Genomic DNA, 24,128 nt, shown 5'->3' with positions numbered 1-24,128 from the left:
TTCCCTAGGTGGTCGCTGCGGTCTCACCTGTATTCATGCAGTTTGCGCATGGGTCACTAGGGAAAGCGCTAGCGGGCTAGTCGCCGAAAAACTGAGGGCGCGTCTATAGAATTGTTTCGATCCGCATAAAACTGTTATCGCGGTTAGAGGCGGCTGCATCGCGGGAGACCCCCGTTTCATGCAGTTTTCGCTGTTGTGGTTCCAAGCTGAAGGGTTGGTTGTATGGATATTTTGCTGCAGCAGATCATTAATGGTCTGGTATTGGGCAGCATGTACGCTTTGATAGCCTTGGGCTACACCATGGTGTACGGCATTATTCAATTGATTAACTTCGCGCACGGCGAAGTGCTGATGATCGGGGTGCTGACCAGCTGGAGCATCATCGGCGTGATGCAGGAGGCCATGCCGGGAACGCCGGGCTGGGTCATCTTGCTGATAGCGACGCTCATTGCCTGTGTGGTGGCGGCGGTGCTCAATTTCACCATCGAGAAGCTGGCCTACCGGCCGCTGCGCAACAGCCCGCGCCTGGCGCCGCTGATCACCGCGATCGGCATGTCTATCCTGCTGCAGACGCTGGCGATGATCATCTGGAAACCCAACTACAAGCCCTATCCAACCTTGCTGCCGATGGAGCCCTTTGACCTGGCCGGCGCGGTGATCACGCCGACCCAGATCCTGGTGCTGGGCGTGACGGCCGTGGTGCTGGCGGTATTGATGTACCTGGTGAACTACACCCGCCTGGGCCGCGCGATGCGGGCCACGGCAGAGAACCCCCGCGTGGCGGCGCTGATGGGCATCAAGCCCGACATGGTGATCTCGGCCACCTTTGTGATCGGTGCGGTGCTGGCGGCGATCGCCGGCGTGCTCTGGGCCTCGAACTACGGCACGGCGCAGCACACCATGGGCTTTTTGCCCGGCCTCAAGGCCTTTATTGCGGCCGTATTTGGCGGTATCGGCAACCTGGCCGGCGCCGTGGTGGGTGCGATGATCCTGGGCCTGGTCGAAGCCATTGGCGCGGGCTACATCGGCCAGCTCACCGGAGGCGTGCTGGGCAGCCAGTATGTCGATATCTTCTCGTTTATCGTGCTGATCATCGTGCTGACCTTGCGCCCCTCGGGTCTGCTGGGTGAGCGGGTGGCCGATCGGGCTTAAGGGGAACAGCATGAAGAACAACAAAGCACAGTTCATTGTGGGCGCGATTGCGCTGCTGGTATTGCCGCTGATCCTGCAGTCCTTTGGCAACGCCTGGGTGCGCATTGCCGACCTGGCACTGCTCTATGTCCTGCTGGCCCTGGGCCTGAACATCGTCGTGGGCTTTGCCGGCCTGCTGGACCTGGGCTATGTGGCCTTCTACGCGGTGGGGGCCTATATGCTGGGCCTGATGGCCTCGCCCCACCTGGCCGAGACCTTTGAAGGCTTCAAGGCCATGTTCCCCAATGGCCTGCACACCTCCATCTGGCTGGTGATACCGCTGGCCGCGTTGCTGGCGGCGATAGCGGGAATGATCTTGGGCTTTCCGGTGCTCAAGCTGCGCGGGGACTACCTGGCCATCGTGACCCTGGGTTTTGGCGAGATCATCCGCATCTTCATGCTGAACCTGGACCAGCCCGTCAACATCACCAATGGGCCCAAGGGCCTGGGCCAGATCGACTCGATCAAGATCTTTGGCTTTGACTTTGCCAAGCCGCTGGAGATCGGCAGCTACACGGTCTCGTCGGTCACCTTGTACTACTACCTGTTCCTGCTGCTGGTCGTGGCCAGTGTGGTGATCTGCTACCGCCTGCAGGACTCGCGCATCGGCCGCGCCTGGATGGCCATCCGCGAGGACGAGATTGCCGCCAAGGCCATGGGCATCAACACCCGCAACCTCAAGCTGATGGCCTTTGGCATGGGTGCCACGTTCGGTGGCGTGTCCGGCGCGATGTTTGCCGGCTTCCAGGGTTTTGTCTCGCCCGAGTCCTTCAGCCTGATGGAGTCGATCATGATCGTCGCCATGGTGGTGCTCGGCGGCCTGGGCCATATCCCCGGTGTGATTCTGGGTGCCGTGCTGCTGTCGGCGCTGCCTGAGGTGCTGCGCTATGTGGCCGGCCCGCTGCAGCAGATGACCGATGGCCGTCTGGATGCCTCCATCCTGCGCCAGCTCTTGATTGCGGTGGCGATGATCGTGGTGATGCTGCTGCGCCCACGCGGCCTGTGGCCGGCACCCGAGCATGGCAAGAGCGCGATCCAGAAAGACTGAGCAGGAGAGACGAGCATGACGAACACACAAGCTCCTGCACTCAAGGTGGCAGGTATTTCCAAGCGCTTTGGCGGCTTGCAGGCCCTCTCGGATGTGGGTCTGACCATCGAGCGCGGCCAGGTCTATGGCCTGATCGGCCCCAACGGTGCGGGCAAGACCACGTTCTTCAATGTGATCACCGGCCTGTACACGCCCGACAGCGGCAGCTTTGAGCTCGCTGGCAAGCCCTACGAGCCCAAGGCCGTGCACCTGGTGGCCAAGGCCGGCATTGCGCGCACGTTCCAGAACATCCGTCTGTTCTCCGACATGACGGCGCTGGAGAACGTGATGGTGGGCCGCCATGTGCGCAGCCATTCGGGCCTCCTGGGCGCGATCTTTCGCACACCGGGCTTCAAGGCCGAGGAGCGGGCCATTGCCGAGCGTGCCCGCGAGCTTCTCGCCTATGTGGGCATTGAGCGCTATGCCGATTACAAGGCGCGCACCTTGTCTTACGGCGACCAGCGCCGCCTGGAGATTGCGCGCGCGCTGGCCACCGACCCGCAACTGATTGCGCTCGACGAGCCCGCCGCCGGCATGAATGCGACCGAGAAGGTGCAGCTGCGCGAGCTGATCGACCGCATCCGCAACGACAACCGCACGATCTTGCTGATCGAGCATGATGTGAAGCTGGTGATGGGACTGTGCGACCGGGTGACCGTGCTCGACTACGGCAAGCGGCTGGCCGAGGGGTCGCCCGCCGAGGTGCAGAAAGACGAAAAAGTGATTGAGGCCTATCTGGGCACCGGAGGACACTGAGCATGGTTGACAAGACATCCAACCCCGTACTGCTGAAGGTGCGAGGGCTGAAAGTGGCCTATGGGGGCATTCAGGCCGTCAAGGGCGTCGATTTCGAGGTGCATGAGGGCGAGCTGGTATCGCTGATCGGCTCCAACGGTGCGGGCAAGACCACGACGATGAAGGCGGTGACGGCCACGCAGGCCATCAATGACGGGCAGATCGAGTTTCTGGGCGAGAACCTCAAGGGCCGGGGCGCCTGGGACCTGGTGGCCAAGGGCCTGGTGATGGTGCCAGAAGGGCGGGGCGTCTTCACGCGCCAGACCATCACCGACAACCTGATGCTGGGCGCCTACCTGCGCAAGGACAAGGCCGGCATCCAGGCCGATATCGAGAAGATGTTTAACATCTTCCCGCGCCTGCGCGAACGCAAGGACCAGCTGGCGGGCACCATGTCCGGCGGCGAGCAGCAGATGCTGGCGATGGCGCGCGCGCTGATGGCGCAGCCCAAGCTGCTGCTGCTCGATGAGCCATCGATGGGCCTGTCGCCGATCATGGTGGACAAGATCTTCGAGGTGGTGCGCAATGTCTATGCGATGGGCGTGACCATCGTGCTGGTGGAACAGAACGCCAGCCGCGCGCTGGCCATTGCCGACCGGGGCTATGTAATGGAGTCGGGCATCATCACGATGACCGGCCCGGGCCAGCAGCTGCTGGCCGACCCCAAGGTGCGCGCCGCCTATCTGGGTGAATAGCGGCAGCGCGCATGCACTCCCCAAGCACTGCCCGGCAGTGCTTTTTTTATCGCTGCCGGTTGGCGCGCGCATTGGGCCATCGCCCCGCAAAAACACGGTGGGAGCTGATGGCGGCAAGCGCAAGGTAGCGCGCTTTGGGAGACAGCGCCAGCGCTGCCGTTCTCCCTCTGTACCAGGCGCGGCGGGCAGGGCGCGGGCTGCGCTGTTTTCGGCGTGGCGGCCTCAAATGCGACAAAGAAATGACAATTGCATTTAAAATTGGTGAATTTTGCAGTGCAGCAATGCGCCGTGAATGACAGATTTTGCGCACTGCAAACCGCTGACACCGCTGGCAATTCAAGGAGTTGCAGGGTGGCGGCAGGGCCAGGGAGCCGGGGCTGACAAGCCAGATTCCGGCCGGGTGTGCGCAGGTTTTTCCCTTTTTTTTGCATTGAAACCGAATAGGTGCACCCATGCTCTTTGGCAAACTCTTGCCGCGCGAAGGCAATTTCTTCGAACTGTTCAACCAGCACGCCGACCGCATTGTTGAAGCGGCCCACGCGTTCTCCCAACTGGTGGCCAATTACAACGACCCCCATCTGCGCGAAAAATACAACCAGGACGTGGACAATGCCGAGCGCGCTGCCGACCGCGTGACCCACGAGGTCAACCGCACCTTGCACAAGACCTTCATCACCCCCATCGACCGTGAACAGATCCACTCGCTGATCAACACCATGGACGATGTGGCCGACCTGATCCAGGACTCGGCCGAGACCATGGCGCTCTACGATGTGCGCCACATGACCGAAGAAATCACCCGCCTGACGGACCTGAGCGTCAAGTGCTGCGAGCGCGTGCGTGATGCCGTCAAGATGCTCGACCGCATTGCCGATCCCTCGACCACCGAAGCGGCCATCAAGACCTGCGAAGAGATCGACCGCCTCGAGAGCGATGCCGACCGCGTGATGCGCTCGGCGATGAGCAAGCTGTTCCGCGAGGAGCCCGATGTGCGCGAGGTGATCAAGCTCAAGGCCATCTACGAGCTGCTCGAGACCATCACCGACAAGTGCGAGGATGTGGCCAACCACATCGAAGGCATCATCCTGGAAAACTCCTGATCCGTTGCAGCAAGCAGGAGACTGAACTTCCATGGAACCGATGCAAACAGCCCTGTGGGTGATTGTCGTGCTGGTGGCGCTGGCCATCTTGTTCGACTTCATGAACGGGTTTCATGACGCGGCCAATTCGATTGCGACCGTTGTCTCTACTGGCGTGCTCAAGCCCACCCAAGCGGTGGTGTTTGCGGCATTTTTCAACTTTGTCGCGATCTTTGTCTTCCACCTGAGCGTGGCGGCGACCATCGGCAAAGGCATTGTTCACCCGGGCATTGTCGACACCCATGTGATCTTTGGCGCCCTCGTGGGCGCCATCGCCTGGAACCTGATCACCTGGTACTACGGCATCCCGTCGAGCTCCTCGCATGCGCTGATCGGCGGCATCGTGGGCGCGGTGATTGCGAAGGCGGGCTCGGGCGCGCTGGTCGCCAGCGGCATCTGGAAGACGGTGGCCTTCATCTTTGTCTCTCCGGTGCTGGGCTTTTTGCTCGGCTCGATCATGATGGTGATCGTGGCCTGGCTGTTCCGCCGCACCACGCCGGGCCGGGTCGACAAGTGGTTCCGCCGCCTGCAGCTGGTCTCTGCCGGAGCCTACAGCCTGGGCCACGGCGGCAATGATGCGCAAAAGACCATCGGCATCATCTGGCTGCTGCTGCTGTCCACCGGCTACGCATCGCCCAACGATGCCGATCCTCCTGCCTGGGCCATCATCTCGTGCTATGCGGCCATTGGACTGGGCACGATGTTTGGTGGCTGGCGCATTGTCAAGACCATGGGCCAGAAGATCACCAAGCTCAAGCCCGTCGGCGGCTTCTGCGCCGAAACCGGTGGCGCGATGACCTTGTTCATCGCCACTGCGCTGGGTATCCCCGTTTCGACCACGCACACCATCACCGGCGCCATCGTCGGCGTGGGCTCGACCCAGCGCATGAGCGCAGTGCGCTGGGGTGTGGCCGGCAATATCGTCTGGGCCTGGGTGCTGACCATCCCGGCCAGCGCCTTTGTGGCGGCCTTTGCCTACTGGGTGAGCCTGCAACTCTATTGATGGTCGCAGTGCGATAGCCAAAAGGCGGCTGGCGGATATGATCTGCCAGCCGTTTTGTTTTTTGTCCAAGGCATGACCGACCCCGCACTGACCCCTTCGATCTTTTCGCTGCATCCGCTGGCCTGGTTTGCGGCTGCACTGGCCGCATTGATGCTGGTGGTACTGGCGCTGGCCTGGTGGGCGGCAGGCTGGCTTTCGCAGCCCTACCGCCAGCAGATCGCTGAGCCCCCGGCGGCGCTGGGTGCCAACGCCGTCGAGATCGCCACGGCGCAAGGCATGGTGCGGGGCTGGTATGCAGCGGGCACGCCCGGGCAGGGTGCCGTGCTGCTGCTGCACGGTGTGCGCGCTGACCGGCGTGCGATGCTGCCCCGGGCGCTGGCGCTGCATGCGCGCGGCCATGGGGTGCTGCTGATCGATTTGCCGGCCCATGGCCAAAGCGATGGGGAGATACTGTCCTTCGGGCCCCGGGAGGGCCTGGGCATTGCCGCTGCGCTGGCCTGGTTGCAGGCGCAGCAGCCGACGGAGAGGGTGGCAGTGATCGGCGCATCGCTCGGCGGCGCCGGGCTATTGATGGCGGAGCTGGCGCGGCTGCCCGCTGCGGTGGTGCTCGAAGCCGTGTTCCCGAGCATGGTGGCCGCCGTGGACAACCGGGTGCGTGCGGTGCTGGGCTCCTTGGCCCCGTTGGCGCCGATTGCCACGCCGTTGTTGCTCTGGCAGATGCCGCTGCGCCTGGGCCTGGATCCCCACCAGCTGCGGCCTATCGACCGCCTGGCCGGTTGGACCCGGCCAGTGATGGTACTGGGCGGCACGCAAGACCGCTACACCCCGCCCGCTGAAACCCAGCAGATGGCGGAGGCCGCAAGCCAGGCGCAGCAGTCGCCGCAACCGCTATGGCTGGTGCCGGGCGCGGCGCATGTGGATCTGCATCAGTTTGCGCCGCAGGCCTATGAGGCGCAGGTGTTTGGCTTTCTCCGCACGCATCTGCAGGTGAATGAGCAATCGCGCTGACCTTGCACAGTTATCCCTTTACTGCGAAATCTTGCGCGCTTCCTCGATCTGGTACTGGAAGTAATGCTCAAAGCTGTAGGCCAGGCTGGCCATCAGGATCGTGGTGCCGATCAAGAGCGAGGCCACGATGCCGAAGATCGTCATCCAGCGGGTGCGGCCGGGCAGCGCGTCCTCGGGCAGGCCGGGGTTGTGGCGGGCGTTCCACTTCTCGGGCGCCATCAACCCGTAGACGATGGCCGTCAGTGCGCAGGCCGCAATGGTAAAGCCCAGCAGCGGCACCAGAACCCAGCTGACCTGGTCGTCAATGCCATGGCTGGCAATGCGCTCCATGCCATACAGGCCCAGCGCTGTGGGGATGGGCAGCATCCAGCCGACCATGTCACCCAGGCCATGCAGGTAGAAGCGGTGCAGGCCCAAAGGCCCGCCCAGAAAGGCCAGCCAGGTGGCGAGGGTCTTGCTCTTGCTGCGCGGCATCGCGTGGGTGATGGGGTGGCTCATAGGGTGGGGGGGGTGTTTAGGTGGTGGGGGCGCTGTTGTCGCCATCGCCCAGGGTTTTTTCCATCATCACGATATCCAACCAGCGGCCAAATTTCCAGCCCACCGAGCGCATCACGCCCACCTGGGTAAAACCGGCTGCGCGGTGCACACCGACCGAGCCGGCGTTGTTGGAGTCCCCGATCACGGCGATGAGCTTGCGCACGCCAGCTGCCTCGCAGTGGTCGATCAAGGCGTTCATCAAGAGGCGCCCCAGGCCCCGGCCATGTTGCCCATCGGCCACATAGATCGAGTCCTCGGCCGAGAAGCGGTAGGCCGGCCGGGCCTTGAACCAGTTCGCATAGGCAAAGCCCAGGATCTGGCCGTCGGCGTCCTCGGCGACCAGGTAGGGCAGCTGGCGCGACAATACCTCGTCACGGCGCCGGGACATTTCTGCTTCGCTGGGGGCTTCGGTCTCGAAGCTGCCCGTGCCATGCAGCACATGGTGGGCATAAATGCGGGTGATGGCGGGGAGATCCTGAGGGATGCTGGCACGAACACTTGGCATGGTTGAAATAAGTTTGTATAATTTGCGGCTTTACTGCGTGTCGCTGGCCGGGTGGCTAGTTGCGTGTCTCAAACGTGGTAAGAAAACTAACCACCCGAAGGATTATTATGGTCGTTATTCGACTCTCCCGCGGCGGCTCCAAGGCCCGTCCGTTCTACAACATCGTCGTTGCTGACAAGCGCGTGCGCCGTGACGGCTCGTTCATCGAGCGCGTGGGTTTCTACAACCCACTGGCCAAGGAAGGCGTTGAAGGCCTGCGCGTTGCTCTGGACCGCGTGGCTTACTGGAAGAGCGTTGGTGCTCAGGCTTCCACCACCGTGGACCGTCTGGTCAAGCAAGCTGCTGCCAAGGCTGCTTAATTTGCCTCTCTCATCACGGGTGGTGCTCCGGTACCATTCGTGCATGCGGGCCGCTGCTGCGATGAGCACTGCGGCCCGTTTTTTATTGCCCTGTTGAACTGCCATGCCCGCTACCGAGTTGTTGTTAAGCCCTGCCACCTTGCCCGATGACGCCATTGAAGTGGCGCGCATTGCCGATGCCTGGGGCGTCAAGGGCTGGTTCAAGGTGATTGCCCTCAGCCCCGACCCGCAGGCGCTGCTCAAATCCAAGCTGTGGTTCATCCAGCCGCCCGAGAAGGGCGCACGCCACTTCCAGGGCGTTGCTCAGCTCGAGATGCGCCAAGCGCGTTTCCATGGCGATGGCATGGTGGGCTGGGCCCAGGGCGTGGACGACCGCGACCAGGCCGAAAAACTCAAAGGTGCGCGGGTGTTCATCTCGCGCGCCGATTTCCCCAAGACCGATGACGGCGAGTACTACTGGGTGGACCTGCTGGGTCTGGCCGTGGTCAACCGTGAAGGCGTGGCGCTGGGCACCGTGAGCGACCTGATGGCCTCGGGCCCCCAGACCGTGCTGGTGCTGAACTACGAAGAAGACGGCAAGACGCAGGAGCGCCTGATTCCGTTTGTCGGCGCCTTTGTCGACGAGGTCTCGCTGCCCACCAAGCGCATCACGGTCGACTGGCAGCCGGACTACTGATCGTGCCGGACACGCAGGCCGCCAGCGGGGAGAATTTCTATGCGCTTTGACATCATCACCTTGTTCCCCGAGCTGTTCGGCCCCTTTGTCGAGGTGGGCGTGACGCGCCGTGCCTACAGCAGCGGCCAGGTGGCGGTGCAGTGCTGGAACCCGCGCGATTACGCCCCAGGCAACTACCGCCGCGTCGATGACCGCCCCTTTGGCGGCGGCCCCGGCATGGTGATGATGGCCCAGCCGCTGGCCGACTGCCTGGCCGCCATCCGCGAAGCGCGTGCCGAGGCGCAGCCCGCGCCGCTGGTGCTGTTCTCGCCGATTGGCGAGCGTATCGACCATGCCCAGGTGCAGCGCTGGTCTGATTCGCAGGGTGCCATCTTGCTGTGCGGCCGCTACGAGGGCGTGGACCAGCGCTTTATTGACCGCCATGTCGATGTGCAGCTGAGCCTGGGCGATTTTGTGCTCTCGGGCGGCGAGATTGCCGCGATGGCCTTGCTTGACGCCGTGGCCCGCCTGCAACCCGGTGTGCTGCATGACGAGGGCAGCCACCAGTTCGACAGCTTCAACCCCGCGCTCGACGGTCTGTTGGATTGCCCCCACTACACCCGGCCCGAGGTCTGGGATGGCGAGCCGGTGCCCGCAGCCCTGCTGTCGGGCCACCATGCCAATATCGAGCGCTGGCGCCGCGAGCAAAGCCTGCGCAACACGGCCATCCACCGCCCTGAGCTGCTGGACCAGGCGCGCAGCCGCAAGCAGCTCAGCCGCAAGGATGAGCAGCTGCTGGCCAGTGCCGATTTGGTAAATTTGGCAAAACCGCTATAATTGCCGGTTTTACGATCCTCTACACGGCCGCTTTTTTCAATGGTGAGAGAAGCAACACGCCGCAGATGCCCAGCACACCGTGCCGGGCGCGGCTGCCAAATTCATGGCGCGCGTATGATCGTTGGATGAAACCATGAACCTGATCCAGATTCTCGAGCAAGAAGAAATTGCTCGCCTGAACAAGACCATTCCTGAATTTGCCCCTGGCGACACCGTGATCGTGAGCGTGAACGTTGTTGAAGGTACGCGCAAGCGCGTGCAGGCTTACGAAGGCGTGGTGATTGCCAAGCGCAATCGCGGTCTGAACAGCGGCTTCACCGTGCGCAAGATCTCCAGCGGCGAAGGCGTGGAACGTACGTTCCAAACCTACAGCCCTATGATCGCCGGTATCGAAGTCAAGCGCCGCGGCGATGTGCGCCGTGCCAAGCTGTACTACCTGCGTGAACGCAGCGGCAAGTCGGCTCGTATCAAGGAAAAGCTGCCAGCACGCAAGGCAGCACCTGTGGCAGCTGCGTAATCACGCTGCGACAGAGCCCAGTGCTGAAAGCCGCTACAGTGCAAGCTGTGGCGGCTTTTTTACATGGGCCACCGTGCTTGCTGCCTGTTGTCTATGTCTAACGCCTCCTCCCTCTCGCCTTCATCACCGCCCGCCGCCGCTGCGCGGGTGTCGTCCATCATGGACCCGCGCCGCGCGCCGGTCGTGCAGATCGACTCGGCCCTGCCGGCGGTCGCTCCGCGCCTGTTGCGGGCCGATTCGCTGCGCCAGGCTTTTGTCGCCCATCCCCATGGCGGTGAGCCGGAAATCTTCCGCGAGCGCAGCTGGACGGACCGGCCCCCGGCCAAGGCCGCCGTGCTGGTAGCACTGGTGCAGCGCCAGGAGATGCATGTGCTGCTGACCCAGCGTAGCGCCGGCCTGACGAACCATTCGGGGCAGATTGCCTTTCCTGGCGGCCGCCAGGACCCGGAGGACCGTGATATCAACGACACCGCGCTGCGCGAGGCCTGGGAAGAGGTGGGACTGGCGCGCGAGCGGGTTGAAATCATTGGCCGCCTGCCCGAGTACGCGACCGGCTCGGGCTTTGAGGTGACGCCCATCGTCGGGCTGGTGCAGCCACCGCTTAGCCTGCAGGCCAACCCGGGCGAGGTGGACGAGGTGTTCGAGGTGCCGCTGTCCTTCTTGATGAACCCTGCGCACCACCGCTGGCAGCAGCTCGATACACCCGAGTTCAGCCGGCGCTGGCTGTCGATGCCCTATGACGATCCCGCATCGGGCCAGCAGCGCTTTATCTGGGGGGCAACGGCCAGCATGCTGCGCAATTTGTACCGGTTTTTGGCCTTTCCACCCGCTTCCTAGTTTGTAACGGCTTGTGTGATACATCACAGCCGGTATGATCACTGTCCATGAGTTTTTTCGCCACGCTGATGGCCCTGCTGCTGGAGCAGGCCAAATCCCTGTCTCGCGACAATCCGGTTTATGCCGGTGTGCGGGCCTGGGTGCAATGGCTCAGCCGCAACCTCGATGCCGGCGAGCAGCGCCACGGCTGGCTGGCCTGGAGCGTGGCGGTACTGCTGCCCACGGCCCTGGCCATGGGCATGCACTGGCTGCTGGTGGCCCTGGTGGGCTGGCCCCTGGCGATGGCCTGGCATGTGCTGGTGCTGTATGTGACCTTGGGCTTTCGCCAGTTCAGCCACCATTTCACGCGCATCCGCCATGCGCTGGAGTCCGGCGATGAGGACCAGGCGCGCCAGTACCTGGCCGACTGGCAGCAGGTCAACGCCGATGATCTGCCGCGCCGCGAGATCGTGCGCCATGTGATCGAGTACTCGGTGCTGGCCGCGCACCGCCATGTGTTTGGCGTGCTGGCCTGCTACTCCATCGGCTCGGCACTGGGCCTGGGGCCTGCCGGCGCGGTGTTTTTCCGCATGGCTGAATACGCCTCGCGCTTTGCGCGCCCATCGGTGCAGCCCGCGGTCATGGTGCAAGGCGCTTTCGAGACGGTTGCGGCCAAGGCCTGGACCATCGTGGACTGGCTGCCTTCCCGGCTCACGGCGCTGAGCTTTGCCGTGGTGGGCAATTTTGAAGAGGCCATCGACGGCTGGCGCTTTCAGACCCAGCATTTCCCCAATGACAACGATGGCGTGATCCTGGCCGCGACCGCCGGTGCCATCGACATCCGCCTGGGCGGGGTGGCCTTGCGCGCCCGCAGCGTCGATATCGATGCCGCCGCGCCCCTGCAGATCCAGGGCGATGGCGCCACCACCCCCGGCCGTGACCCGGAAGTGGCCCACCTGCGCAGCGTGGTGGGCCTGGTGTGGCGCTCCGTCGTGGTCTGGATGCTGCTCTTGGCGCTGCTCACCTTGGCGCGCCTGCTGGGGTAATAGCTCAGGCCGTTTGCAGTGCAGCGGCAGGGCTACGGCGCTGGCCCATTGCCACCAGCACCAGGCCGATGGCCGACAGCGCTGCAGCGCCCCAGATGATCGACAGCAGGCCTGCGCCGGCAATCAGGCTGCCGCCCACCCAGGCACCCAGCGCATTGCCCAGATTGAAGGCCGCAATGTTCAGGCTGGAGGCCAGCGTCGCACCCTGGCTGCCCACGCCTTGCATCACCCGCATCTGCATGGGGGCGACGGTGGCAAAGGCGACAACACCCAGCACGGTCACATAGGCCATGGCCACGGCTGCCGAGATGCCAAAGGCCCAGCGGCCCGCCAACAACACGGCCACCAGGGCGCCCAGGGTGATCCATAGCGCGCGCACCACGCCCCGGTCGGCCAGCTTGCCGCCGGCAATATTGCCCACGGCCGAGCCGGCGCCAAACAGCAGCAGGCTCAGCGCCACGCCGGTGTTTCCCATCTGGGTGATCTGCGAGAGCAGCGGCTCCACATAGGTGTAGAGCGCAAACACACCACCAAAGCCAAACACCGTCATGCCCAGGCCCAGCCACAGGGGCGTGCTCGCCAGGATGGACAGCTCATCGCGCAGCGCAGCAGGTGCGGCCTGCTGGAGCTTGCTGGGCACGAAGGCGGCCAGAATGCCCAGCGCGACCACGCCGATCACGGCCACGGCGGCAAAGGCCATGCGCCAGCCAAAATGCTGGCCGATCCAGGTGCCGGCCGGCACGCCCAGCAAGGTGGCCAGGGTCAGGCCCGAGAACATCAGCGCAATGGCCGAGGCCTGCTTGTCCTTGGCGACCAGGCCGGTAGCCACCACGGCCCCCACGCCAAAGAAGGTGCCATGGGTGAGCGAGGTGAGCATGCGCGCGCCCATCAGCCAGCCATAGCTGGGGGCCATGGCCGCAGTGATGTTGCCCGCGATAAAGATCAGCATCAGGCCCAGCAGCAGCCATTTGCGCGGCCAGTGGCGCGTGGCCAGGGTGAGCACGGGCGCGCCGATGGCCACGCCAAAGGCGTAGCCGGAAATCAGGGTGCCGGCCGTGGGGATGCTGATGCCCAGGTCCTGGCTGACCTGGGTGAGCAGGCCCATGATGATGAATTCGGTGGTGCCGATGCCAAAGGCACCGGCGGCGAGTGCCAGCAATGAGACAGGCATGGGAGGATTCCTTGTGTGTTGGGGCGAAGGCCGGATGGCCGCTGAGGAATGGGATTGTGAAGCGCGGCCTGATTCTTGTGTAGCCGGAACAGTGGAAAGGTATTTGTTCCCAAACGGAATAAATAAAGGCAGAATTTGCCACCACCATCTGGCGCTATGACGCTTTTGACCATGCGCAACCCTGCTTTTCCCGCCAGCCCGACCTTCGAGACCAACCGCTCCGGCGAGCTGGAGGTGTTTGTGCAGGTGGCCGAACACGGCAGCTTCTCGGCAGCGGCCCGCCACCTGGGTGTGTCGCCGTCGGCCACCAGCAAGATCGTCGCGCGCATGGAGGCACGCCTGGGCGCGCAGCTGCTGCTGCGCAGCACGCGCCGCGTGCAGCTGACGCCCGAGGGCCGCCAGCTCTACGAGCGTGGCCAGCGCGTGCTGGCCGATCTGCAGGAGGCCGAAGCGGCTGCATCTTTGCGCAGCACGCCCAAGGGCGTCGTGCGCATCAACTCCAGCTCATCGACCGGGCAGGCCATCCTGGTGCCGCTGGTGGGCCGGCTGATGCAGCAGTACCCCGGCCTGGTGCTGGACCTGAGCTTTACCGACGAGGTGGTGGACCTGATGGAGGCACGGGCCGATATCGCGATCCGCTGGGGCAAGCTGCCCGCCTCGGACATGGTGGCCCGCCTCTTGGGCCATACCCGCCAGGTCATTGTGGCAGCACCCGCGTATCTGGATGCCCATGGTGTGCCCACGCACCCCGATATGCTGGGCGGCCATGTGCGCATTGGCTGGAACTACCAGCGCACGGTGCCGCACTGGCCGTTCCGGCTGGCGGGCCAGGATGTGGAGGTCGCCATTGGCGAGCTGCTGCGCGTCAACGATGGCGATGTGATGCGTAACCTGGCTGTCGAAGGCGTGGGCCTGGCGCGGCTGTCGCTGTTCCACGCCTGGCACGATATCGCTGCGGGCCGGTTGCAGGTGGTGCTGGAGGCCTTCAACACCGGTGTGCTGGAACCCATCCATGCGGTCTACCTCGGCAAGCCCGAGCGCCTGCCGTCGCGCACCCGGGCCGTGCTTGATTTTCTGAAGGCCCATGTGGACCTGGGCCATGCCGAGACCTTGCCCAAGCAGTGGTGCCGGGGCTGAGGTCTGTCGTAACAGGCTCAGTAAGCGCTCAGATTGAGCTCGTCAAACAGCTCGCTGTAGATGCGGTAGCGGTTGTCGCTGATCGGCAGCTCGGCATGGCCGTTTTGCACCGCATGGATGACGCCACAGCCGGGCTCGTGCAAATGCGTGCAGTTGTAGAACTTGCACTCCTTGGCATGGGCGCCGATGTCGGGCATGCAGGCGGCCAGCTGCGTGGGCGCGATGTGGTAGAGGCCAAACTCCTGGAAACCGGGCGAGTCGATCAGCGCGGTCTTGCGCGCCTCGTCCACCCAGTACAGGGTCGTGCTGGTGGTTGTGTGCTTGCCGGTGTTCAGCGCCTGCGAGATCTCGTTGGTCGCCACATTGGCGCCCGGTATCAGCAGGTTGATGAGCGTGCTCTTGCCCACGCCCGAGGGGCCGAGCACCAAGGTGGTCTTGCCTTCGAGCAGGCCGTAGATGGCATCACGGTCTTCCTCGTCGGCGCCTTCCAGCGCAAAGGGCAGCACCATGTAGTGCGGCGGGTCCTCGGCCTGGTCGCGCATCGTGCGGTAGGGCTCCAGCCGCTCCCAGGCGCGCAAAAAGGGCTCTTCCAGGTCCATCTTGTTGAGCGCAATGATGGGCGTGATGTGCGCCGCTTCTGCCGCAATCAGCGCGCGTGCCAGCTGCACCTCGCTGAAGACCGGCTCGGCCGCGATCAGGATCAGCAGCTGGTCCAGGTTGGCGGCAAAGGTCTTGGTGCGGATGTCGTCCTGGCGGTAGAAGACATTGCGCCGCTCCAGCACTTTCTCTATCGTGCCTTCCTCGCCCTGGCCGGGCGGCGGGGCCAGCCAGCGCACCTGGTCGCCGACCACGGCCTGGCTCTTCTTGCCCCGGGGGTGGCAGATGCGGCGCACGCCGTCCGGGGTTTCGACCACACAGTGGCGGCCATAGCTGGCCACGACCAGGCCCGTCTGCATCCCCGTCTGGCTGGGCGCGCTGGCGCGTCTTGCAGGTTTTGCCATGTCTCTCAGGCCAGCTGCAGCATGGCTTCGATGCGGCGCGCGCATTCGAAGTCGGTGACCGACAGCCCATGCACATCATGGGTGTTGAAGCGCACCACGCAGCGGTTGTAGTGCACCGACAGGTCTGGATGGTGGTCCTGCGTATGGGCCACCAGCGCGACCCCATTCACAAAGGCCATGGTCTCGTAGTAGTTGGCAAAGCGGAAGGTCTTCTCGATGGCCACCTCGGCGCCATCACCGCTCAGCACCCAACCGGTCAGTGGGCTCAGCTGGGTCACCACCTCGGAGGCGGACAGCGCGCGGCGGCTTTGGGTGGACCAGTCTTGTTGGGGCAGGTGGGATTCAGTCATGGGCCAATTGTTGCATGTGGCGGATACGCTCTACGGCGGGCGGGTGCGAATAGTAATAGCGCACATAGACCGGGTCGGGCGTCAGGGTCGAGGCATTGTCCTCGTAGAGCTTGAGCAGGGCCGACTGCAAATCGGCCGCGCGCGTCTGCTGGACGGCATAGGCATCGGCCTCGAACTCGTGCTTGCGCGACGAGTGCGCCATCAGCGGCGAGACAAAGCTGCTGAACACCGGCACGGCCAGCATGAACAGCAGCAGCGCCAGTGCATCGTTGGGGCTGGCGCCGGGCACGCCCGGGATGTTCAGGTTGGGCGTCACGCCCAGCCCGGTGTAGAACCAGCCCTGCTGCGACAGCCAGCCCAGCAACGCAAAGCCCAGCAAAGTCAGGCCAAACAGGCCCAGCATGCGCTTGAGGATGTGCCTGTGCTTGAAGTGGCCCAGCTCATGGGCGAGCACCGCTTCGACCTCGTCGCCATTGAGCTTGTGCAGCAAGGTGTCGAAAAACACCACGCGCTTGCTGGCACCAAAGCCGGTGAAATAGGCATTGGCATGCGCACTGCGGCGGCTGCCATCCATCACAAACAGGCCCTTGGCCGCAAAGCCGCAGCGCTGCATCAGCGCCTGCACGCGGGCCTTGAGGCTCTCGTCCTCCAGTGGCTGAAACTTGTTGAACAGCGGCGCGATGAAAGCCGGGTAGATGACCATCAGCAGCAGGTTGAAGCCCACCCAGAAGGCCCAGGCCCAGAGCCACCACCACTGGCCGGCCGATCCCATCAGCCACAGGATGACGGCCAGAATGGGCAGGCCCACCAGCGCGCCCATGACCGTGCCCTTGACCAGGTCGGCGAGCCACAGGCCGGGCGTCATCTTGTTGAAGCCAAAACGCTGCTCCAGCACAAAGGTCTGGTAGTAGCTGGCCGGCAGATCGATGAGGCCGCTGATCAGCGCAAAGGCGGCGACCAGGGCCAGCTGCTGCCACATGCCGCCACCCAGCGCTTTCAGCAGACTGGCGTTGAGCAGATCCAGGCCCCCCAGCAGCGTCCAGCCCAGCAGTGCAGCCGTGCCGATGGCCAGCCCCAGCAGCCCAAAGCGGGTCTTGGCGATCGTGTAGTCAGCCGCCTTGTGGTGCGCTGCCAGGCTGATGCGGTCGGCAAAGAGGGCAGGGACCGCATCGCGGTGGGCGGCCACATGGCGCATCTGGCGGCTGGCCAGCCAGAGTTTGGTCAGCACACTGGCAGCCAGTGCGATCGCGAATAGCAGGGTGAACAGCAGCGATAGAGTCACAAGTGGGGGTGTTGGTTGGCGAATACCGGACAGTGTAGGGCATAGGCGACAATCGCCTCCATGCAAAACAAGAACACCCTGGATACGCCGCTGGCACCCGTGCCCGAGCTGGCCAAGTCCGATCTGAACCTGGTCTGGCTCGACTGTGAAATGACCGGTTTAAACCCGCAAGAGCACCGCGTGATCGAGATCGCGCTGGTGGTCACCAATGCCGATCTGAGCGTGCGCGTCGAAGGGCCGGTGATTGCGATCCACCAAAGCGATGAGGAGCTGGCCAAGATGGATGCCTGGAACCGCGGCACCCATGGCCGCAGCGGCCTGACAGAGCGGGTCAAGGCCTCGCAGATCGACGAGGCCGCTGCGCAGGCCGAGGTGCTGCGCTTCATGAAACGCTACGTGCCCAAGGCCAAGGTGCCCATGTGCGGCAACAGCATTGGCCAGGACCGCCGTTTTCTGGCGCGCTACATGCCCGATCTGGAGGCCTACTTCCACTACCGCAATGTCGATGTGAGCACGCTCAAGGAGCTGGCACGGCGCTGGCGCCCCGAGCTGGTCACCGGCTTCAAGAAGGCGCAAAAGCACACCGCGCTGGCCGATGTGCATGAGTCGATCGACGAATTACGGTACTACCGGACGCATTTTCTGCAGCTGGCGCCCGTAGCCGCGGCTACTTGATGTCGAAGCGGTTGACCTGGCTGGTCTCCGTCACCAAGGTGTCGGTTTTTCCGGCTTTGCGGGTGCTGGCGCTCTCCTTGAGCGTGAGCCCGCGATAAGGGCCCGCTGATGCCACCCAGGTGGTGGCCTGCGTCTCTCGGGTCTCGTCTGGTTTGCCTTCCTGGCTGGCCGCAACCGTGCTGAGGAAGCGGCAGGCCTCCACCGTACCGAGCGCCGTGGTGATGGTTTCTCTGCCTTCGTAGGTTCGGGTCTCGGCCAGCGTGGTCACGGTCTTTGTTTCTCCGGCAGAGGTCGAGAGGCTATCCGTTTGTACGATGGTTTGGGAGGTGGTCTGGCCGGGCGCCATCGCCATCAGCGACTGGCGGGGCGGGGCCAGGCTTTGGCGGCTGGTGGCGCCAATATTGAAGGCGTTGTAGCCGTGGTAGAGCAGCGCACCGCCCTCGATGCTGTAGTGCAGGCTGGCGCGCCCGTTGTCTGGCGCGGGACTGATGTAAATATGGTTGATGCCGTTCTCTACCGCCTGGCTGGTCACCCAGTGGTAGACAAGGTTGGTCGAGGCCGGCGCACCATTCAAGCGGCTGCTCTGGCTGGTGTAGATCTGCGTGTCCTGGCGGTAAAAGCCGGCGTTGAAGCAGTCGCTGGAGTCCTTGGCTGCTTCTGGACTGTCGCTTCCGCCGCCGCAAGCGGCCAGCAGGGCGGCGCTGAGAAGGCCAGTCATGGTGGTGCAGGTGCGTGAATAGCGGGTCATGCGGTCTCCTTTTATGATGTCGGGCCCATCCTAGGGCAAGCATGTCCCCGGTCAACCCCCGTGACCCGGGTCCTTGCGTTTCCCCAAGGCTCTGCGCTGGCTCGTGGCGCATGGGACACAGAAGTCCTTCCATTGATGCGGGAAAACCCGAAATGTGCGATAATTTTCGCTTCCCCGCCAAACAGGCGGTTGATACGCACATCTCCCTTCATTCTCTGGGCGTCCAGGCCATGCGATTCGCAGCATGGCCGATTTGAACAAGCCCGCGGCAATTTGTACGGCCGTTACCGTTTGATGGTTGATGTATTTAAAACCATGAACGGTACGGAACTGCGTCGCGAAACGCGCAGGAGCCGACCTATTGCTATTGTTCAAAATGACGCAAGACCTCCATCTGCAGGGCGAAGCCGCGCCTGCGCAAAACACTGTTGACGCTACCCAAGATATCGTCAATACCTCTCCCCTGTCGGCCCTGGCCGAAGACGCTTTGCAAGAAGACAGCACCGAGCTGGTGGCTGAGGCCGAAGCCGAAATGCTGCCTGAAGAGCCCAATGGCTTTGTCGAACTGGGCCTGGCGCCCGAGCTGGTGCAGGCCGTCAAGGACCTGGGCTACACCCAACCGACCGCTGTGCAATTGCGCGCCATCCCGCTGGCGATGATCAACGACGGTGAAGCGTCGCAGCACTTTGCTGACCTGATGGTCTCCAGCCAGACCGGCTCGGGCAAGACCGCCGCCTTCCTGCTGCCGGTGCTGCACACCTTGATCCAGCAGCAAGGCCAGGCCGAAGCGGCCGAACGCGCCGAGCACGAGCGTCTGGTGGCCGAAGCCCTGGCCCGTGGCGAACAAGCCCCCAAGCGCGCCAAGCGCAAGAACCCGCTGAGCCCGCGCAATTTCAAGGCTGCCCAACCGGGTGCCCTGATTCTGTGCCCCACCCGTGAGCTGGCCCAGCAAGTGGCCCATGACGCGATCGAGCTGGTGCGCCATTGCCGTGGTCTGCGCGTGGCCAATATCGTCGGCGGCATGCCCTACCAGCTGCAAATCGCCAAGCTGCAAAATGCCGATCTGGTCGTGGCAACGCCTGGCCGTCTGCTCGACCTGCAGCGCTCGATGCAGATCAAGCTCGACAAGGTGCAGTTCCTGGTCGTCGACGAAGCCGACCGCATGCTCGACCTGGGCTTCTCGGACGACCTGGCCGAAGTCAACCAACTGACGGTGCAGCGCAAGCAAACCATGATGTTCAGCGCGACCTTCGCGCCGCGCATCCAGCAGTTGGCCATGCGCGTGATGCATGACAACGGCGCCAGTGTGCAGAAGATCACCATCGATTCGCCCCAGGAAAAGCATGCCAACATCAAGCAGGTGCTGTTCTGGGCCGACAACTCCCAGCACAAGCGCAAGCTGCTGGACCACTGGCTGCGTGATGCCTCGATCAACCAGGCCATCGTCTTTGCATCCACCCAGGTGGAATGTGATGGCCTGGCCAACGACCTGCAGCAAGAAGGCTTCTCTGCGGTGGCACTGCACGGCGCGCTGAGCCAGGGCCTGCGTAACCGCCGCCTGATGGCGCTGCGCAATGGCCAGGTACAGATCCTGGTAGCCACCGATGTGGCTGCGCGCGGTATCGACGTGCCCACCATCACCCACGTCTTCAACTACGGCCTGCCGATGAAGGCCGAAGACTACACCCACCGCATTGGCCGTACCGGCCGTGCTGGCCGCTCGGGTCTGGCGATCACTTTCGCCGAGTTCCGCGACCGCCGCCGTGTGTTCGATATCGAGGCCTACACCAAGCAGCAGTTCAAGCCGGAAGTGATTCCAGGCATGGAGCCGCAGCAACGCTTCCCCGCCCGCAGCGAAGGCGGCCCTCGCGGCGCAGGTCGCGGTGGTGACCGTGGCCGTCCAGGTGCTGGCCGTGGTGGCGAGCGCCGTGGCGGTGGCGGCTTTGGTGCCGACCGTGGTTTTGGTGGCCGCCGTGATGGCGAAGGCTATGGCCGCAAGCCAGGTTTTGGCGAAAGCGCTGGCTTCGGTGGTGGCCCACGTGGTGGCGACAGCCGTCCCCGTTTCGAGCAGCGCGATGACCGCGCGCCGCGCTTTGAGCCGCGTGCTGACCGTGGTGGCGACCGCTTCCAGGACCGTGCCCCGGACCGTTTTCAGGAGCGCGGCGCCGATCGCGTCCAGGACCGTGGTGCAGACCGCTTCCAGGACCGCGCACCCCGCCCCGAAGGCCGCAGCTTTGACCGTGCGCCTGAGCGCCGTGCCGACCGCTTTGGTGGCGACAGCCGTGGTGCTGACAGCCGGGGCCCGCGCAGTGCAGCCCCACGCCACGCCGGTGGTGGTGACTTTGCCCAGCGCCGTCCAGGCGGTGACAGCCGCTTTGGTGGCGAGCGCGGTGGCCGTCCCTACAGCCCCGCTGGTGGTGACCGCAAGCGCACCGAGCGCAGCCGCTAAGCAGCGCATCGCACGATGAACAAGAGCTTCCCACGGGAAGCTCTTTTTTTATGCCTGGTTCAGGCCGCTGGGTGGATGACGGCGCCTGCGAAGCGCCGTTGGAGGCATTGCTCAGACCGCGTTATGGCGGCCGATATCGGGCCAGCGGTGGTGAAAATAGATCCAGCTGAGCAGGCCGGTCAGCATCAAACCCATCGATGCGATGGCGAGCGCCACCGTCGAATGCATGACCAGCGGGGCAAGCACGCCCGCGACGATGCCATTGGCCACCGAGGTGACAACCGCCTGCAGCGAAGAGGCCAGGCCCCGGCGCTCAGGGTGCAGGTCCAGCACCAGCAGGGTGACCACCGGGGTCATCAAGGCCCAGCCAAATGAATAGATGCCCAGTGGCAGCAAGGCCCAGGCCGGGTGCGGCGGCAGCACCAGGTTCAGCGCCAGGTAGATGCAGGAGGTCAGGAACATGATCAGAAAGCCATGCCGTACCTGGCGCTTGGGCGGAATCTTGCCCGCCAGCCGGCCGCTGACCCAGGCGCCCAGCATGATGCCGCCAATGGTGCAGATGAAGAACCAGAAGAACTGGGTGGGCCGCATGTGCATGTGGGTGCCCAGGAAGGTGGGGGCCGACAGGATATAGATGAACATGCCGTTGAAGGGCACGCCGCTGGCGGCGGCCAGCAGCAAAAAGCGCGGGCTGCTGCACAGCTGCCAGTAGCCGCGCATCAGGTTGCGCACATCAAAGGCCTGGCGCTTCTCGGGCGGCAGGCTCTCGGGCAGCAGGCGCCAGTTGTAGGCCCACAGCAGCGCGCCAATGGCGGTGAGCAGCCAGAAGATCGATTGCCAGCTGGCGTAGGCGATAAAGACGCCGCCAATCATCGGCGCGACCGCCGGCGCGATGCCAAAGTAGATGGTGATCTGGCTCATCACCCGCTGGGCCTGGGCGGGGGGGAACAGGTCGCGCACCACCGCGCGCGAGACCACAATGCCTGCGCCCGTGGTGCAGCCTTGCAGTGCGCGGAACACGATCAGTTGCTCGGGCGTCTGGGCCAGTGCGCAGCCGGCCGATGTCAGCGCAAAGGTGGCCAGCCCCCACAGCACGACGGGGCGGCGGCCAAAGCTGTCCGACAGCGCGCCGTGGAACAGGTTCATGAACGCAAAGCCAAACAGATAGGCCGACAGCGTCTGCTGCATCTGCAGCGGCGAAGCCTGGAGCGAGGCGGCAATCCCGTCAAAGGCGGGCAGGTAGGTGTCGATCGAGAAGGGCCCCAGCATGCCCAGCAGGGCCAGCATGACCGCCAGAATCCATTGCGGTGTGGGCTGGGCGGATGCGTCTGCGGGGCGTGGTGGGTTCATGGCCTGCGCGCCACCGGCCGTGGGCAGGGAGCGTCGTCAAAAAAAGGGGAAAGAGCGTGGGCTGCTGCAGCCTGGGGTCTGCCCGGTGCGCTAGCAGCAGGCGCCGAGCTTACCTCAAGCGCCAGCGCGCTGCAGTCGCTGCGGTATGGGCGGCAGCGCAGTGTGGAGCGGTCTAGCGGGGCTGTACTTCGTCGGGCAGCATCGCGGCGATGATGTCCAGGGTGTCGAGCATTTGCGAGGGGTTGCGCGGGTCGGCGCTGAGCACGGGCACGGCGCATTCGGCATGGGCCGAGAGGCGCACCGTGAACATCTCCTGCTGCGCGGCCGATGCAGGCCGGGCAATCAGCACCACGACAGCCTGGATATTGGGCGCCGCATGGCACTGCTGGATCAGATCGATGGTTTGCTCCATCGCCTGGGGCTCATGGATATCGACCATCACGATGGCACCAAAGGCCAGCGACAGCGCCCATTCGCGCACAAAGTCGTAGCGCTCCTGGCCGGGGCAGCCGTAGACCTGCAAGGTATCCTCATCGTCGAGCTTGATTTCGCCAAAATCCAGGCCCACCGTGGTGGTCTCTTTGGCGTGAGCCTGCTTGTCCAGGTTGGGGACATCGCACTCGATGGCCAGACTGCCGCAGAGGCTGCGGATCGCCGTGGTCTTGCCGATGCCCATGGGGCCCAGCAGCACGATGCGTTTGATGGGGTGGTGCATGCGGTCCTCCCGTCAGGTGGTCAATGCGGGTCGCTGGCCCGGTTCTGGTGGATCCAGCGGCTCAGTTGTCGGAAAAGGCCCAGCTTGGCCGCTGCCGGGCCGGGCTCGGCGGTGTGGGTTGCCGGGGGTGCAAGGGTGGCCAGGGCCACCGGTTCAGCAGCTGCCGGTGCTGCCGTCTCTACCAGCACGCCTTTGCCGCGCAAGACCTGCAGCACGCGCAGGATCTCGCCGCGCTCGAGCTGGGTGCGTTCGGCCAGTTCGTCCAGACCGCGGTCACCGGAGATCATCGCGGCCAGCAGCTGCCGGTGCGCCTGGCCTGCCATGCTGCCGGTCAGCTGGGTCCAGCGCTTGATGCGAAAACGCGTGCCCGGAGCGGGCAGGTTGCCCAGGGCGGCAGCGGGGGCTGTGGCAGTTGTGGCGGGCGCCTCCAGCACGGGCTCGGGTGCAGGCTCGGCCACCACCAGCGTGGGCTGGTTCAGGTCGGTGGCCTTGAGGAAGGCGGCATCGGCATTCTTGACCTGCACATCATGCGACAGGGTCATGCTGTGCTGGCGGCGGGTCTTGAGGGTCTCACGCAGCCGTTTGCCATGCGCTTGCACGCTGATATGTTCGAGCAGCTGGGTCAGGCGCCCCACGCTGTAGTCGGGCGGCAGTTGGGCATCGATCTGGTCGGGCCACTGCGCGCGCGCAGCCTGGGCCTGGTCATCGGTGGCGATCAGCAGCACGAAGGAGCTGTTGGAGCGGTTCTGGATGGCGTCGGGCGCGCTGTGGGCGTCGATCACCCACAACTCAGTGGCGGTCTTGGCGGTCTGAGAAGGCTGTTTGTCGCGCCAGTGCTTGGCTGCGACTTCAAACAAATAGCTAAAGCGCAGTTGATGGGCTTCACTCAAATGGGCGGCATGCAGGATCAACTCGGACATAACAACTCTCCCTGGCACATTCACCTTCAAGCGTTGCGGAAACAGCAGCTCGTGCAAGACATGCCTTGCATGGACGCCGTTCCATTTTCAAAGCTTGTAATAATATGTCAATATCTCGGATATATTAATAATGAACAATT

26 protein-coding genes are annotated in these 24,128 nt (G+C 64.1%); 16 read left to right on the top strand and 10 right to left on the bottom strand.

Annotated elements, in window-relative coordinates:
* Positions 1–222 precede the first annotated feature (222 nt).
* From N4T19_RS11070 to N4T19_RS11040, 7 genes are all read left to right on the top strand, one after another.
* Positions 223–1,152, top strand: coding sequence for a branched-chain amino acid ABC transporter permease (locus N4T19_RS11070; protein ID WP_021027913.1), 930 nt, complete (start codon positions 223–225; stop codon positions 1,150–1,152).
* 10 nt (positions 1,153–1,162) lie between these two features.
* Complete coding sequence (locus N4T19_RS11065) at positions 1,163–2,239, top strand: branched-chain amino acid ABC transporter permease (protein ID WP_021027914.1); 1,077 nt, start codon at positions 1,163–1,165, stop codon at positions 2,237–2,239.
* A gap of 15 nt (positions 2,240–2,254) precedes the next feature.
* Positions 2,255–3,034 (top strand): ABC transporter ATP-binding protein, encoded by a 780-nt coding sequence (locus tag N4T19_RS11060; protein WP_239810913.1) that lies wholly within the window; start codon positions 2,255–2,257, stop codon positions 3,032–3,034.
* A 2-nt stretch (positions 3,035–3,036) separates the two neighbouring features.
* On the top strand, positions 3,037–3,768 hold the full coding sequence (locus N4T19_RS11055; protein ID WP_116927504.1) for an ABC transporter ATP-binding protein: 732 nt from the start codon (positions 3,037–3,039) through the stop codon (positions 3,766–3,768).
* A 452-nt stretch (positions 3,769–4,220) separates the two neighbouring features.
* Complete coding sequence (locus N4T19_RS11050; RefSeq protein WP_021027917.1) at positions 4,221–4,868, top strand: DUF47 domain-containing protein; 648 nt, start codon at positions 4,221–4,223, stop codon at positions 4,866–4,868.
* 31 nt (positions 4,869–4,899) lie between these two features.
* A complete protein-coding gene (locus N4T19_RS11045; protein WP_116927506.1) occupies positions 4,900–5,910 on the top strand; it encodes an inorganic phosphate transporter in 1,011 nt (336 codons plus the stop codon).
* 72 nt (positions 5,911–5,982) lie between these two features.
* Complete coding sequence (locus N4T19_RS11040; RefSeq protein ID WP_260720211.1) at positions 5,983–6,918, top strand: alpha/beta hydrolase; 936 nt, start codon at positions 5,983–5,985, stop codon at positions 6,916–6,918.
* A gap of 18 nt (positions 6,919–6,936) precedes the next feature.
* Here N4T19_RS11040 and N4T19_RS11035 read toward each other — a convergent pair whose 3' ends face one another.
* Both N4T19_RS11035 and N4T19_RS11030 read right to left on the bottom strand, forming a co-directional pair.
* Positions 6,937–7,416, bottom strand: coding sequence for a TM2 domain-containing protein (locus N4T19_RS11035; protein ID WP_232539424.1), 480 nt, complete (start codon positions 7,414–7,416; stop codon positions 6,937–6,939).
* A gap of 16 nt (positions 7,417–7,432) precedes the next feature.
* Positions 7,433–7,960, bottom strand: coding sequence for a GNAT family N-acetyltransferase (locus N4T19_RS11030; protein WP_116927507.1), 528 nt, complete (start codon positions 7,958–7,960; stop codon positions 7,433–7,435).
* A gap of 107 nt (positions 7,961–8,067) precedes the next feature.
* On the opposite strand from N4T19_RS11030, the gene rpsP reads away from it, so the two are divergent.
* From rpsP to N4T19_RS11000, 6 genes are all read left to right on the top strand, one after another.
* Positions 8,068–8,319 carry a 30S ribosomal protein S16 gene (rpsP, locus tag N4T19_RS11025; RefSeq protein WP_116927508.1) on the top strand — a complete coding sequence of 84 codons (252 nt, stop codon included), beginning with the start codon at positions 8,068–8,070 and terminating at the stop codon, positions 8,317–8,319.
* Positions 8,320–8,422: 103 nt separating this feature from the next.
* Positions 8,423–8,995 (top strand): ribosome maturation factor RimM, encoded by a 573-nt coding sequence (rimM, locus tag N4T19_RS11020; RefSeq protein ID WP_116927509.1) that lies wholly within the window; start codon positions 8,423–8,425, stop codon positions 8,993–8,995.
* Between the two features lie 39 nt (positions 8,996–9,034).
* A complete protein-coding gene (gene trmD / locus N4T19_RS11015) occupies positions 9,035–9,811 on the top strand; it encodes a tRNA (guanosine(37)-N1)-methyltransferase TrmD (protein ID WP_260720210.1) in 777 nt (258 codons plus the stop codon).
* A 133-nt stretch (positions 9,812–9,944) separates the two neighbouring features.
* Positions 9,945–10,328 (top strand): 50S ribosomal protein L19, encoded by a 384-nt coding sequence (rplS, locus tag N4T19_RS11010; protein ID WP_027011119.1) that lies wholly within the window; start codon positions 9,945–9,947, stop codon positions 10,326–10,328.
* Between the two features lie 93 nt (positions 10,329–10,421).
* Complete coding sequence (locus tag N4T19_RS11005) at positions 10,422–11,165, top strand: CoA pyrophosphatase (RefSeq protein WP_116927511.1); 744 nt, start codon at positions 10,422–10,424, stop codon at positions 11,163–11,165.
* A 47-nt stretch (positions 11,166–11,212) separates the two neighbouring features.
* Entirely contained in the window at positions 11,213–12,190 is a 978-nt protein-coding gene (locus N4T19_RS11000; protein WP_116927512.1) for a CobD/CbiB family protein, read from the top strand.
* A gap of 4 nt (positions 12,191–12,194) precedes the next feature.
* Here the strand turns inward: N4T19_RS11000 and N4T19_RS10995 are convergent, their stop codons facing one another.
* Positions 12,195–13,361, bottom strand: a complete 1,167-nt coding sequence (locus N4T19_RS10995) for an MFS transporter (protein WP_182343240.1) — start codon at positions 13,359–13,361, stop codon at positions 12,195–12,197.
* 171 nt (positions 13,362–13,532) lie between these two features.
* Between N4T19_RS10995 and N4T19_RS10990 the strand changes: the two genes are divergently transcribed.
* A complete protein-coding gene (locus N4T19_RS10990; RefSeq protein WP_116927514.1) occupies positions 13,533–14,498 on the top strand; it encodes a LysR family transcriptional regulator in 966 nt (321 codons plus the stop codon).
* Between the two features lie 17 nt (positions 14,499–14,515).
* Here the strand turns inward: N4T19_RS10990 and rsgA are convergent, their stop codons facing one another.
* From rsgA to N4T19_RS10975, 3 genes are read right to left on the bottom strand one after another with little or no spacing between them, the layout of a single operon-like run.
* Positions 14,516–15,499 (bottom strand): ribosome small subunit-dependent GTPase A, encoded by a 984-nt coding sequence (gene rsgA / locus N4T19_RS10985; protein ID WP_260720209.1) that lies wholly within the window; start codon positions 15,497–15,499, stop codon positions 14,516–14,518.
* 5 nt (positions 15,500–15,504) lie between these two features.
* Positions 15,505–15,849, bottom strand: coding sequence for a 4a-hydroxytetrahydrobiopterin dehydratase (locus N4T19_RS10980; RefSeq protein ID WP_021027931.1), 345 nt, complete (start codon positions 15,847–15,849; stop codon positions 15,505–15,507).
* Positions 15,842–17,131 carry a M48 family metallopeptidase gene (locus tag N4T19_RS10975; RefSeq protein WP_409935186.1) on the bottom strand — a complete coding sequence of 430 codons (1,290 nt, stop codon included), beginning with the start codon at positions 17,129–17,131 and terminating at the stop codon, positions 15,842–15,844. The genes N4T19_RS10980 and N4T19_RS10975 overlap by 8 nt, the downstream gene beginning before the upstream one ends.
* A gap of 60 nt (positions 17,132–17,191) precedes the next feature.
* Between N4T19_RS10975 and orn the strand changes: the two genes are divergently transcribed.
* Positions 17,192–17,806: an oligoribonuclease gene (gene orn / locus N4T19_RS10970; protein WP_116927515.1), complete on the top strand. Its 615-nt coding sequence runs from the start codon at positions 17,192–17,194 to the stop codon at positions 17,804–17,806.
* On the opposite strand, the gene N4T19_RS10965 is transcribed toward orn, so the two are convergent.
* Complete coding sequence (locus N4T19_RS10965) at positions 17,799–18,524, bottom strand: hypothetical protein (protein ID WP_260720208.1); 726 nt, start codon at positions 18,522–18,524, stop codon at positions 17,799–17,801. The two genes, orn and N4T19_RS10965, sit on opposite strands and share 8 nt — an antisense overlap.
* Positions 18,525–18,930: 406 nt before the next feature.
* Here N4T19_RS10965 and N4T19_RS10960 point away from each other — a divergent pair, with 406 nt between their 5' ends.
* Complete coding sequence (locus N4T19_RS10960) at positions 18,931–21,003, top strand: DEAD/DEAH box helicase (protein ID WP_260720207.1); 2,073 nt, start codon at positions 18,931–18,933, stop codon at positions 21,001–21,003.
* A gap of 111 nt (positions 21,004–21,114) precedes the next feature.
* Here the strand turns inward: N4T19_RS10960 and N4T19_RS10955 are convergent, their stop codons facing one another.
* The 3 genes from N4T19_RS10955 to N4T19_RS10945 form a co-directional block, all read right to left on the bottom strand.
* A complete protein-coding gene (locus N4T19_RS10955) occupies positions 21,115–22,353 on the bottom strand; it encodes a multidrug effflux MFS transporter (RefSeq protein WP_116927517.1) in 1,239 nt (412 codons plus the stop codon).
* A 172-nt stretch (positions 22,354–22,525) separates the two neighbouring features.
* Positions 22,526–23,068, bottom strand: coding sequence for a GTP-binding protein (locus N4T19_RS10950; protein WP_232539423.1), 543 nt, complete (start codon positions 23,066–23,068; stop codon positions 22,526–22,528).
* Positions 23,069–23,088: 20 nt separating this feature from the next.
* Positions 23,089–23,988, bottom strand: a complete 900-nt coding sequence (locus N4T19_RS10945) for a hypothetical protein (RefSeq protein ID WP_116927518.1) — start codon at positions 23,986–23,988, stop codon at positions 23,089–23,091.
* Positions 23,989–24,128 lie beyond the last annotated feature (140 nt).

The organism is Comamonas squillarum (assembly GCF_025309455.1).
Classification (GTDB): Bacteria; Pseudomonadota; Gammaproteobacteria; order Burkholderiales; family Burkholderiaceae_C; genus Comamonas; species Comamonas squillarum.
Note: the sequence above shows the minus strand (reverse complement) of the source record. Positions and strands in the feature narration are given on the sequence as shown.